The organism is Chryseobacterium sp. X308, from assembly GCF_020733145.1.
Taxonomy (GTDB): Bacteria; Bacteroidota; Bacteroidia; order Flavobacteriales; family Weeksellaceae; genus Chryseobacterium; species Chryseobacterium cupriresistens.
On sequence record NZ_JAJFZH010000011.1, the window covers coordinates 33945 to 47179 of the forward strand.

General features: G+C 38.1%; 9 protein-coding genes. 6 read left to right on the forward strand and 3 right to left on the reverse strand.

Going from position 1 to position 13235, the window contains the following annotated elements; translation table 11 throughout:
• The first annotated feature begins 17 nt into the window (after positions 1 to 17).
• Positions 18 to 2558, forward strand: a complete 2541-nt coding sequence (locus LIV57_RS13230; protein ID WP_227942941.1) for a YfhO family protein — start codon at positions 18 to 20, stop codon at positions 2556 to 2558.
• Between the two features lie 80 nt (positions 2559 to 2638).
• Positions 2639 to 3937, forward strand: a complete 1299-nt coding sequence (locus LIV57_RS13235) for a glycosyl transferase family 1 (protein ID WP_227942942.1) — start codon at positions 2639 to 2641, stop codon at positions 3935 to 3937.
• A gap of 96 nt (positions 3938 to 4033) precedes the next feature.
• Here the strand turns inward: LIV57_RS13235 and LIV57_RS13240 are convergent, their stop codons facing one another.
• Complete coding sequence (locus tag LIV57_RS13240; protein ID WP_227942943.1) at positions 4034 to 4675, reverse strand: hypothetical protein; 642 nt, start codon at positions 4673 to 4675, stop codon at positions 4034 to 4036.
• Between the two features lie 131 nt (positions 4676 to 4806).
• On the opposite strand from LIV57_RS13240, the gene LIV57_RS13245 reads away from it, so the two are divergent.
• Entirely contained in the window at positions 4807 to 5778 is a 972-nt protein-coding gene (locus LIV57_RS13245) for a YpdA family putative bacillithiol disulfide reductase (protein WP_227942944.1), read from the forward strand.
• 73 nt (positions 5779 to 5851) lie between these two features.
• Here LIV57_RS13245 and LIV57_RS13250 read toward each other — a convergent pair whose 3' ends face one another.
• Positions 5852 to 7033, reverse strand: a complete 1182-nt coding sequence (locus LIV57_RS13250) for an MFS transporter (RefSeq protein ID WP_227943007.1) — start codon at positions 7031 to 7033, stop codon at positions 5852 to 5854.
• Positions 7034 to 7330: 297 nt separating this feature from the next.
• Here LIV57_RS13250 and LIV57_RS13255 point away from each other — a divergent pair, with 297 nt between their 5' ends.
• From LIV57_RS13255 to LIV57_RS13265, 3 genes are all read left to right on the forward strand, one after another.
• A complete protein-coding gene (locus tag LIV57_RS13255; RefSeq protein WP_227942945.1) occupies positions 7331 to 8209 on the forward strand; it encodes an AraC family transcriptional regulator in 879 nt (292 codons plus the stop codon).
• 89 nt (positions 8210 to 8298) lie between these two features.
• Positions 8299 to 10227 (forward strand): oleate hydratase, encoded by a 1929-nt coding sequence (locus LIV57_RS13260; RefSeq protein ID WP_227942946.1) that lies wholly within the window; start codon positions 8299 to 8301, stop codon positions 10225 to 10227.
• Positions 10228 to 10238: 11 nt separating this feature from the next.
• Positions 10239 to 11135: a 3-hydroxyacyl-CoA dehydrogenase gene (locus tag LIV57_RS13265; RefSeq protein WP_227942947.1), complete on the forward strand. Its 897-nt coding sequence runs from the start codon at positions 10239 to 10241 to the stop codon at positions 11133 to 11135.
• Between the two features lie 341 nt (positions 11136 to 11476).
• Here the strand turns inward: LIV57_RS13265 and LIV57_RS13270 are convergent, their stop codons facing one another.
• The gene (locus LIV57_RS13270; RefSeq protein ID WP_227942948.1) at positions 11477 to 13150 is read right to left on the reverse strand and encodes a glutamine--tRNA ligase/YqeY domain fusion protein; all 1674 of its coding nucleotides are present in this window, start codon (positions 13148 to 13150) and stop codon (positions 11477 to 11479) included.
• Positions 13151 to 13235 lie beyond the last annotated feature (85 nt).

Here is a 13235-nt window from a genome sequence, read left to right on the forward strand (position 1 = left end):
AAAAGATAATAACCAGCATGGCAAAAAATAAAAACTTAATTTATATTGCAGCTTCATTAGTAGTATTTATAGTTTTAGCATTTTTATATTCCACTCCTGTATTTTCAGGGAAACAGCTTTTCCAGCATGATATCGTACAGTACAGAGGAGGAGCAAAAGAACTGCTCGACTATAGAGCCAATACCGGAAATGAAACCTATTGGAGTGACTCCATGTTTGGGGGAATGCCGACTTATCAGATGGGAAGCCAGTTCAAAGGTGATATCATCAAAAAAATCGACAGCAATCTGAATTTCCTGCCAAGGCCGGTTAATTATCTCTTCCTGCTGTTTGCAGGTTTTTTCCTTTTGGGAATGGTAGTGGTCAGAAACTGGAAATATGCTCTTTTGGGAGCTACTTTCTTCGGACTTTCCACCTATTTTTATATTATTATTGCAGCCGGACATAATGGTAAAGTAAATACCATTGAATATTTCGCACCGCTGTTAGCCGGAATTTTACTGGTGTATATCAGGAAACAATACATCTGGGGATTCATCATCACTACACTTTTTATGGGGCTTCAGATCGCTGCCAATCACCCGCAGATGACCTATTATCTGTTTCTTGCTTTAGGATTCTTATTCCTTTCTGAACTGATCAGAGCCATCCAGAAAAAAACACCGATGAAGCACTTCCTTATTTCATCAGGAATTATCGCAGCGTCATGTGTTATCGGGGTTGGAATGAATTCACAAAGAATCATGGCCAATTCAGAATATGTAAAAGAAACGGTTCGTGGAAAGCAGATTTTAAATAACGACAGCCATACTTCAGGAAAATCCGGAATGGACAAAGAAAGTATGCTGATGTGGAGCTACGGGCAACTGGAAACTTTAAACCTTTTTATTCCAAGATTAATGGGAGGCGGAAGCCAGGAACCTGAAGGAAAAGAAATCATGAACAGAGTTCAGGAGCTGGTTCAGGAAAATGTGGGTTCACAGGCTGAAATGGACAGAATTTCCAAAGGTTTCAGCGGCGTAACTTACTGGGGAGACCAGCCGGGAACATCAGGACCTGCTTACCAGGGAGCGATTGTATGTTTCCTTGCTTTATTAGGATTCTTCTTTGCCTGGAAAAAATACCGTTACTGGATTCTGGGAGCTTCTATCCTTACTATTTTACTGGCGTGGGGAAGTAACTTTATGCCATTGTCTGATTTCTTTATCGACTATGTGCCGTTCTATAATAAATTCAGAGCTCCTTCTTCAATCCTGGTTGTGGTAGAGCTATTATTCCCATTAATTGCCATTCTGGGATTATACAGATTCTTTACGGATGAAAAACTGACTGAAGAATACAAACAGAAAATCCTTCTTTACGTAGGAGGAGGAACTTTAGGCTTTTTATTGATTCTTTTAATCTTTGGAAAGTCTTTATTAGGTTTTGCTACAGAAAACGAAAAGACTTATTTCCCTCCTTTCCTGCTCGACTATCTAGTAGATGAAAGGTACAAACTGTTCAGAATAGATGCCATAAAAGCATTCATTTATGTAGCAATTACTGCAGCTGCCCTATTCTTAACTTTAAAGAAAAAGCTCAACCAGAATATAGCTTTGGTTATCATCGGAGTGGTAAGTTTATTTGATCTTTGGTCCGTAAACAAACGTTACTTAAATGATGAAAACTATGTAGATAAAATCTTTGCTGAAAATCCTTTCCAGACAGAAAGTTCAGATCTGCTGGCTGAAAAAGTACAGGGAAATCCAAATCTGGAATCTATTTTATCCAATGTCAACATCAACAAAACATTGGAAACGATTGCAGAAAAAGACAAAACTCACTACAGAATCTACAATCAGACACTGGGAGTTACCAGCGAAACCAATACCTCTTATTTTAAGGCTTCCATTGGTGGTTACCATGCTGTAAAATTAAGAAGATACGATGATGTATTAAATGAATATATCAACAGCATCGACAGTGTAAAAACACCTAATGTATTAAACCTGTTGAATGCCAAATACATGATTTTCGGAGGTCCTGACCAGCCACAGGTTGTTCCTAATCCAAAAGCCAATGGAAATGCATGGTTTGTAAGTGATTTAAAATTCGTAGATACTCCTAATCAGGAAATAAAAGCTATCGGGACTATTGACAACAAGAAAACAGCTGTCATTGCTTCATCTGACAAATCTTATTTTGATAACAAACCTGTTCAGGCAGATTCTACCGCATTCATCAATCTTACGAAATACCAGCCTAACGAACTTGAATTTAAATCTCAGTCGAAGACGCCTCAATTGGCTGTATTCTCTGAAGTTTACTATCCTCACGGATGGAAAGTACTGGTAGACGAAAAAGAAGTTCCATACATCAAAGCAGATTATTTGCTTCGTGCCGTACATGTTCCGGCAGGAAACCACCATATCAGAATGGTTTTCGAGCCTGAAGTGATTGAAAAAGGGAAATGGCTTTCTCTTCTTTCATTCGGATTATTTATCCTGTTGGCAGCATTTGGACTTTTCTGGATGAATAAGAACAAGAAAAAAGAGATTGTAGCTGAACAGAATGCTTAAACAATATAAATAGTGTTGCGCAATGAGATTCTTCACTGCGCTACGCTTCGTTCAGAATGACAAAGACCATTAAGTAAAAAATGGAACAAAAGAAAATACTGATTATCACCTACTACTGGCCTCCTGCGGGAGGTCCTGGTGTTCAAAGATGGCTGAAGTTTGCAAAATATCTGCCTGATTTCGGCTGGAAACCTATTATCTATACCCCGGAAAACCCAAGTTATCCATTGCTGGACGAAACATTGATGAAAGATGTTCCCGAAAACATTGAGATGGTAAGAACCAAAATATGGGAACCTTATCAGCTGGCTGAAAAACTGAATAAGAGCAATAAAAAATTCAAAGCCGGACAATTTGATGTAGGCAAAAACCAAAGTTGGAAATCTAAACTTTCAATTTGGGTAAGAGGTAATTTTTTCATTCCTGATGCCAGAGTTTTTTGGGTAAAACCATCCGTTACATTTCTGGAAAAATACCTGAAAGAAAATGAAATAGACACCATCGTTACTTCCGGTCCGCCACACTCTCTGCATTTGATTGGTTTAGGGCTTAAAAATAAAATGCCGGACCTGAAGTGGGTTGCCGATTTCCGTGATCCATGGACAGAGATTTCCTACTACAAACATCTGAAATTAACTAAAAGTTCAGATAAAAAACACCGGCAGCTTGAAAGTGCTGTATTTAAGAATGCAGACATCACTTTGGCAACAAGTTATACTGATGCCGAAAACTTCAGAAAAGCAGGAGCCAATGCCGTTTGTATTACGAATGGATATGATGAAAGTGATTCTGGTCAAAAAGCGGAAGGGCAAAATTTGCAAAATGGACAAGCATTTACTCTAAGTTATATCGGGGTTCTTGAACAGCTCAGAAATCCTGAAAATCTTTGGAAAGCTCTTGATGAACTTATCAAAGAAAACGCTGAATTTGCGGCTGATTTTAAATTAAAATTTGTAGGGAGAATAGATGATAAAATCCTACAATCTATCGAAAATTCAAGCCTGAAAAATCATATTCTGAACCTTGGATATCTCGCTCATGGAAAAGCCGTAGAAGAGATGCAGAATTCCGATCTGCTTCTAATCACTAATTTTCCCAATGAATCTTCAAAAGGAATTATCCCCGGAAAAATATTTGAATACCTGGCTTCAGGAAAGCTTATCCTGTCATTCGGTCCTGACAAAGCTGATGTATCAAAAATTCTGGAAGAAACCCAGGCTGGAAAACATTTCAGCTATCAGGATACAGAAGCAGTCAAGAGCTTTATTCTTGACAAATTCAATCTTTGGAAAAACGGAAGTATTCTTGAAAACCCCCAGCATATTGAGCAGTTCTCAAGAAAAAATCTTACTCAACAACTGGCGGAAGTTTTGAAATAAAAAAAGAAAGGAAGTTAGAGGCTGGAAGCTGGAAGTTATTCCAGTCGCCAACTTCTAACTTCTAACTTCTAACTTCTAACTTCTAACTTCTAACTTCTATATCGTCCACTGGTCATTCACAACGGCAATCAGATAGTATTTACCCTCAAATTCTTCGAATACGAAACGAACCGTTTTCCAGTCCATATTACCGGATTTTTCGGTTCCTTTGATATAATTTTCCGTGAAATCAGCTTTAGGATAAATCTCTTTTAAATTATTCAGGGAGTTTCCTCCGCCGATAAATTTATTCACTGAATATTGTGAAGCTGTAAAGTCTTTAGAAAAAACCCATTTGCCAAGATAATCATTGATGGTTGCTTTATAAGGATCTCCTGAACCATCCTGTGTACCCCATGTAAACAAGGTTTTAGTAGGCTGGTATTTTTCAAAATCTGCTTTAGAAAAATGTTTATCTTCTTTCAGATTAACAAAAGCATACATTGAAAAACGGATCCCTTTTTGCGGGTGAATGAAGGAAGCAAAAGTTGCATAATCTTTAGCTTTCAGTGCTTTCAAAACCTCATCATTAGCCAACTTTAAAGCGGCTTCTTTATCCGCATGGGTCTGAACCGTACCTGCAGTGTCTGTTTTATTTTGTGCAATAGAATCTATTTCGTTCGGAACAGGTTTCCCGGCCTCTTTCTTACAGGCTGTAACAAGACTCAAAACGAATACCGCGATCAATAATTTTTTCATATTTTATATTTTGCAATGGGTAAAAAACACCAAAACTGATGCCAAGCGGTACATGATCTAAAGAGATAAAGACTATGAGGATTGGAAGGTTTCGGCTTCTCATTTTAAAAATTACATCGTACATTTGTTAGATGGAAATGTTGGATATTCTGATTATCGGGGCCGGACCTATTGGTCTGAACTGCGCCCTTGAAGCTCAAAAAAACAATCTTAGTTATGTAATCATAGAAAAAGGAACTATTGTCAATTCACTGTACAATTATCCTTTGTACATGCGTTTTTTCTCCACTGCTGAAAAGCTGGAAATTGATGAGATTCCCTTTATTTCTACTGCTCCAAAACCTGGAAGACAGGAAGCTCTGGAATATTACCAGGGAATTGCCAGACAAAAAAGCCTGAATATTAACCTGTATGAAAAAGTTCTGAGCGTTTCAAAGAATGATGAAATATTTGAGATCAAAACCACCAAAACAAATTATCTGGCTAAAAATGTAGTCATCGCTACCGGGTTTTATGATATTCCTAACCTGATGAATATTCCCGGTGAGAATCTTCCTAAAGTTAAGCATTATTATACGGAACCTTACCCCTATGCAAGGCAGAAAATTGTGGTGGTAGGCTCCAGTAATTCTGCTGTGGATGCAGCCCTGGAAACGTACAGAAAAGGAGCTGATGTAACGATGATTGTCCGTCATGCTGAGATTTCCAAAAGTGTAAAATATTGGGTAAAACCAGACATTGAAAACAGAATTGCAGAGGGCAGCATTACAGCTCATTTTAATGCAGAAATGATCGAAATTAAAGAAAACTCTGTTGTTTTTAAAGATGAGAACGGAGCTATTCATGAAATTGACAATGATTTTGTTCTGGCCATGACAGGCTATCTTCCTGATTTTGATTTTCTGAAAAATTCAGGAATAGAACTCAACGGAGACTGCCTGAATCCATTTTACCATCCTGAAACCATGGAAACCAATATTTCCAATCTTTACCTTGCAGGAGTTGTATGCGGAGGAAAAGATACTCATCTATGGTTTATTGAAAATTCAAGGATTCATGCGAACATGATCATCAATTCGATTCTTTCCAGATTTTCATCGTAAATTACAGATATTAAAAAAAGTTTCGGGCAATTTCTACGAAATTGCCCGAAACCTTTTGATTAAATAAAAAGCGTTATATCATCTCTTTTTCTACCTTATTTTTATCCTTAAGCATCCATGGAACGATAAAATAAAAACCAATAGCAATAACTGCCGCCAGTACTCCTGTTCCGATCCATAATGCATTGAAACCTAATTTTTCTGCTATCAGTGTTCCTATATAAGGTGTTACAATAAACGCGATGGAGAATGACATTCCGTTCAGTCCCATGTAAGCGCCTTTATTGTTCTCTCCCGAACGTAATGCCGTAATCGTTGACATAAAAGGAAGTGTCCAAATTTCTCCCACACAAAGCAATGTCATAGACAGCACAAGGGTAATCAGACTGTAATTGAAAGCGAGCATGGCATAGGAAATACCACACAGGAAAGTCCCGATCAGCATAGTAAAGGCTAAAGTAAAATATTTTTCAGCAATCTGTACCAGTCCCATTTCGAGCAGTACAATCAGAAAGCCGCTGTATCCCAGAATATATCCGATATTCTGCTGGCTCAAATGAGCTGTATCCTTATAAAATATCGTCAGGGTACTGAACAGCTGGAAGAAACATATGGAAAACAGCATACAGAATACACAATAAATCAGGAATTTACTGTCGCGGTAGGGTGAGCTTTCTTTTTTAATAATAATAGTTTCTTTTACTTTTTTTGCTTTCAGTTTAGCTAATCGTGCCCGGTCTTTAAAGAACCAGATATACATCAATCCCGCCAGCAAAGCAGCCAACGCATTGCTGAAAAACAGAAATTCATAAGAAATAGCCGACAAAATACCACCCAGCGCAGGACCAATGGAAAACCCAAGATTGACGGCCATACGATTGAGCGAGAAAGCACGGGTAATATTTTCAGGTTTTGCATATTTGGTAATCGCCACCGAGTTTGCGGGACGGAACGTTTCACTTACAATACTTTGGGCTAAAATAATTCCTGCCAATCCGGCTTCTGTTGTAAAAAGCGGAATCAAGCAGAATAAAGGAACGCTGAGCAGCAAACTCAGACTCTGCACCCTGTACTCTCCTATTTTATCCGTAATCATACCTCCAAGCCATGATCCGATAACCGAACCTATTCCAAAAAAGCTCAGTACAATTCCGGAATTTTCAATACTGAAATGCAAATGATTCGTCATATAAACTCCCAGAAACGGAAGTACCATAGAGCCGGCCCTGTTGATGAGCATTACCAACGCCAGCATCCAACTCTCCTGCGAGAGTCCTTTGAAAGAACTCGTATATACGTTAATTAATCTCACAATAATATTTTGTGGAAATTTGACAGTGCAAAATTAGATAAAAATAACCCAAAAGTCTTTGTTTAAACTCTATTTTTATCAATAACCTTCAACAGACAATCAACTTTAATCTGAAAAAAAAATTTTATCTGCTATATAAAAACAATAAACTTTTATAAAAATCGTAAATTGCAGTAACAACAGATGCCTTTATACTAAATTCACTTAGAAACATAATAAAATTTTAACTAATACTGAAGAATGATAACCTACGAAAATTTACATGATACGCTATCTTTTTACAGTATTGACTGCTGCCAATCCTATTACATTTCTTCCGGAAAACCCATTTTTGAATTTCCAAAAGCTCCTTTCAGAATGGATTATTATGCACTATGTATCTGTACTGCAGGAGAAATCAATATTGAAATAGACCGTCAGAAATACAAAGTAGATGCTGACAGCTTTCTTATTGCAGCCCCCTCTACCATTGTGAAATTTGGAAAAACCAGTAATGATTTTACGATGAAACTGCTGTTCTTCGACAAAAACTTTCTGATTAAAAATATTTCCAATCCTTTTATCATTGAGAAAATGAATCTTTTTTCCAAAGGTTCATACAGCATTGTAAAAACTACGGCAACCAATTCTTCACTTCTGCAAAATCTTCTGGATTACCTCGATAAAAAATCGAAAAAGCAGGGAAAATTTACAGAGGAGATTATCCGTACCATTATTTTCAATCTTCTGCTGGAGACTGCTGAGATTATGGAACAGGAAAATGCTGCAAATCCGGAAAAGGAAGAAGGAAAAAAAGACCTTTATCTCAAATTCAGTAAACTGATCCGCGAAAATATCACCAGGGAAAGAACGGTTCAGTTTTATGCGGATCAACTTCATGTTTCCAATAAATACCTCATCGAAATCATTAAGAAATCAAGCGGAAAAACACCTCATGAAGTGATTGATGAAGCATTGCTGAAGGAAGCGTATGTCATGCTTGGAAACCCTGAGGTCACCATATCAGAGATCGCCTTTGAGCTTCAGTTTAACTCGGCATCAGCTTTCGGCCGTTTTTTCAAAAAACATACGACACTTTCCCCTTCGGAGTACAGAACTAAAGAAAATATTCAGTCATGAGAATTTGGGGATAATAATTCTGAACTTGGGGATATATATCGCTTTCTGAATAGAGGTACCTTTATACTGTTAATTAAAAACAATAAAAGATGAGTACGATCAATTCAAAATTCGATAAAGTTTTAAATGCCTCTGAGCAGTTTGGAAATGTAAACCACGAACCGGATTCAAGTAAAGAAGTTCAGATTAACACTCCTGAAAAAACGATGCCTTTTTCCGATCAGATCGGAAATTATCAACGTAATAAAGGTATTCCTCTGCAGTCTTACGAAAACAGTAAAATCTATATTGTAGGAAGCGGAATTGCCGGAATGTCTGCCGCTTATTATTTTATCCGTGATGGCCGTGTACCCGGCAAAAACATTATTTTCCTTGATCAGCTGAATGTGGAAGGCGGGTCTCTGGATGGTGCCGGTAACGCAAAAGATGGTTACATCATCCGCGGAGGAAGGGAAATGGATATGACCTATGAAAATTTATGGGATATGTTCCAGGATATTCCTGCTTTGGAGCTGCCTGCACCTTACAGCGTATTGGATGAATACCGTCTTATCAATGACAACGACCCGAATTATTCCAAAGCGAGACTCATCCATAATCAAGGACAGATCAAAGATTTCAGTAAGTTCGGACTTGAGAAAAAAGATCAGCTGGCGATTGTAAAACTATTGCTAAAGAAAAAAGAAGAGCTGGATGATCTTACGATTGAAGATTATTTTTCTGAATCTTTCCTGAACAGTAATTTCTGGTTCTTCTGGCGTTCTATGTTTGCCTTCGAAAACTGGCACAGCTTACTGGAACTGAAACTGTATATGCACAGGTTCCTCCACGCCATTGACGGAATGAAAGACTTCTCATGTCTGGTATTCCCAAAATACAACCAGTATGACACGTATGTAACTCCCTTAAAAAACTTCCTGGTGGAAAAAGGAGTACAGATCCAGTTCAATACTTTGGTAAAAGATCTTGATATTCATATTAATACAGAAGGAAAAACTGTAGAAGGAATCATTACTGAACAGAATGGAGAGGAAGTAAGAATACCGGTTGGTAAAAACGACTACGTAATTGTGACTACCGGATCTATGACTGAAAGTACATTCTACGGAGACAATAATACCGTTCCTGAAGTCACCATAGACAACAGCAGCGCCGGACAAAGTGCAGGATGGAAGCTTTGGAAAAATCTTGCTGCAAAATCTGAAGTATTCGGGAAACCTGAAAAATTCTGCAGCCACATTGAAAAATCTTCATGGGAGTCTGCTACCTTAACATGCCGTCCTTCTGCTTTTACAGAAAAACTGAAAGAACTGTGTGTAAATGATCCTTATTCAGGAAGAACAGCCACAGGAGGTATTATTACCATCACAGATTCTAATTGGGTGATGAGTTTTACGTGCAACAGGCAACCGCATTTCCCTACTCAGCCGGATGACATTCTTGTAGTTTGGGTATATGCCTTACTGATGGATAAAGAAGGTAATTATATCAAAAAAGCAATGCCTCAGTGTACCGGAAACGAGATTATGGCCGAGCTGTGCTACCACCTTGGAATAGCAGATCAGCTGGATAATGTCACAGAAAATACCATTGTACGTACTGCATTCATGCCATATATCACGTCTATGTTTATGCCGAGAGCGATGGGAGACCGTCCGAGAGTGGTTCCTGAAGGATGTACCAACTTAGGTCTTGTAGGACAGTTTGTAGAAACCAATAATGATGTTGTCTTCACCATGGAAAGCTCTGTAAGAACTGCGAGAATAGCTGTTTACAATCTTCTTAACCTTAATAAACAGGTTCCGGACATCAATCCGCTGCAGTATGACATCCGACATTTATTAAAAGCGACCCAGGCTCTGAATGATTACAAACCTTTCTTAGGAGAAGGAATCTTAAGAAAAATATTAAAAGGAACTTATTTTGAACATATTCTGGTAAACCGTCCGGAAGAAAAAGAAGAACACGAGTCTTTCTTAACCAGATTTCAGGAATGGGTAAAAGGAGTAAAAGACTAAAAATAAATCTCATGGATTTTAAAAATATAACGATAGCGGGAAGCGGCGTATTGGGATATCAGATCGCCTTCCAGACTGCCTATCACGGTTTCAAAGTTACCGTATATGATATCAATGATGAAGTATTGGATAAAGCCAAAGGTAAATTCACTGCTCTAAGTGAAGCTTACAAAAAAGATCTGAGCGCAACGCAGGAACAACTTGATGCCACATTCAAAAATATCAGCTATTCATCTGATCTTGCTGAAGCAGTAAAAGATGCCGACCTCCTTATAGAAGCAGTTCCAGAAGATCCAGCCATCAAAACGGAATTCTATCATAAACTGGCTCAGGTAGCACCTGAAAAAACAGTATTTGCAACAAATTCTTCTACTCTTCTTCCAAGTCAGTTCGCTGAAGCTACAGGAAGACCGGAGAAATTTGTTGCACTCCATTTTGCCAATGAAATCTGGAAGCATAATACCGGAGAGGTAATGCGTCATCCGGGTACCTCTCAGGAGGTATTTGATTCTGTAATCAGATTTGCGAAAGCGATTGGAATGGTAGCACTGCCTATCCAAAAGGAACAACCTGGGTATATTGTCAATTCATTATTGGTTCCGCTGCTTGGCGCTGCAGTCAATCTCTGGGTTGATGAAGTATCAGATATAGAAACGATTGACAAGACATGGATGGTAGCTACCGGAGCACCAGCAGGGCCATTTGGTATTCTGGATATTGTAGGAATTACGACGGCTTATAATATCAATAAGATGGAAGCTGAAGAAACTCAGGATCCACTAAAGATAAAAGCTGTAGAAAAATTAAAAAAAGAATATATTGATAAAGGAAAACTGGGAGTATTGACCGGGGAAGGATTTTATAAATATCCAAATCCCGCCTATCAGGACAAGGATTTCCTGAAGTAGAATCATAATTTTCAGATTTTTAGCTATTAAAATCAATTATTCTTAAATTCTGATTTATAATTTTGTCTGTTGGAATTCGCAAAGGCGCAAGTTTATTTTTTAAACCGTTTTTAAGACGCAAAGATTTTATCTACGATAAAATTGATATTTGTTGATCCCTGGAGCTTAGAACATTTATCAATTAATTAGTATAACACATGCCGGAAATCTTCGATTTCCTCGCGTCTTAAAAATATTCAACCTGTATAAACTTCCTAACGTCTTTGCTTTTTCCAACAGAAACAAAAAAGCAGAACTCCCAATGAAGTTCTGCTTTTTATTTTTATCTATTCCTGAAAAAATTATTCAGGTTTATAAGAATCTTTCAATGTTACTGTTCTGTTGAATACCAAGGTATCTTCAGTAGAATCCTGATCTTTTGTAAAATATCCGATTCTCTGGAACTGTAATGGTTCTCCTACAGCAACCTCTTTCAGGCTTGGTTCAGCAAATCCTTTCACTGTAGTTACAGACTCAGGATTGATGAAGTTTAAGAAATCTACATCTTTTTCCGCATCAGGCTGTTCCACTGTAAACAGTTGGTTGTAGATTCTTACTTCTACAGGAATAGCATGTTTTGCAGATACCCAATGTAAAGTTCCTTTTACTTTTCTTAAACTTTCCTCCGTTCCGCTTCCCGACTTACTCTTCTCATCATACGTAGCGTAGATCGTTGTAATCTCACCATTTTCATCCTTCTCCACTCTTTCGGCTTTGATGATGTAAGCAGACTTCAAACGAACTTCTCCTCCTAATTTAAGTCTGAAGAATTTATTGTTAGCTTCTTCCTTGAAGTCTTCACGTTCAATATAGATTTCTCTTGAGAATGGTACTTCTCTTGTCCCTGCATCTTCCTGTTCAGGATTATTCTCAGTTTCTAACCATTCTTCCTTATCTTCCGGATAGTTTTCGATCACTAATTTCACTGGATCTACTACTGCCATCACACGCTTGGCAACCTTATTCAGGTCTTCACGCACGCAGAAATCAAGCAACTGAATTTCGATAAGGTTTTCTCTTTTCGCAACCCCTACTTTCTCAATAAAGTTTCTGATAGAAGCCGGAGTAAATCCTTTTCTTCTCATCCCCGAAATAGTAGGCATCCTAGGATCATCCCATCCGGTTACTACCCCTTCAGCTACCAGTCTCTGCAGCTTTCTTTTGGAAGTAATCATATAGGAAACATTCATCCTTGCAAATTCCCTCTGCTTGTTTTTAACCCTGCCTTCTTCATAAACCTGATCTAAATACCAGTTGTACAATGGTCTGTGGTTCTCAAACTCCAGGGAGCAAAGTGAATGTGAAACCTGTTCGATATAATCGGATTCACCATGAGCCCAGTCATACATAGGATAAATTTTCCAGGCTGTCCCTGTTCTGTGGTGAGGTTTATTCAAAATTCTGTACATCACAGGGTCACGCATATTCATGTTAGGCGAAACCATGTCGATTTTCGCACGAAGAGACATCGAGCCGCTTTCAAACTCTCCGTTTTTCATCCTTTCGAATAAATCTAACGATTCTTCAACAGGACGGTTTCTGTATGGAGATTCAATTCCCGGTTCTGCAGGATTTTTTCTTTGCTCGGTAATCACTTCAGAAGGCTGCTCATCTACATAAGCTTTTCCTTCTTTAATCAACTGAACTGCCCAATCGTAAAGCTGCTGGAAGTAATCGGATGCATACAAAACTTTATCCCATTTGAAACCCAGCCATTCAACGTCTTTCATAATAGAGTCTACGAATTCCTGTTCTTCTTTTTCAGGGTTCGTATCGTCGAAACGAAGGTTTACGGGAGCATTGTATTTTTCGCCCAGTCCAAAGTTGATGCAGATGGCTTTTGTATGCCCTACATGCAGATAACCATTAGGTTCAGGCGGAAAACGGAAACGAATCTGCTCTCTTTTCAGACCGTTTGCCAGATCATCTTCTATAATTTGCTCAATAAAATTGAGTGATTTTTTTTCTTCTTCCATTAAAGTAGCTTTTATTTTTTTGCAAAAAAAGTTTCACAAAGTTACGGAAAAATAAGCTTTTGTAAAAGTGGTAATTTAAATGCAT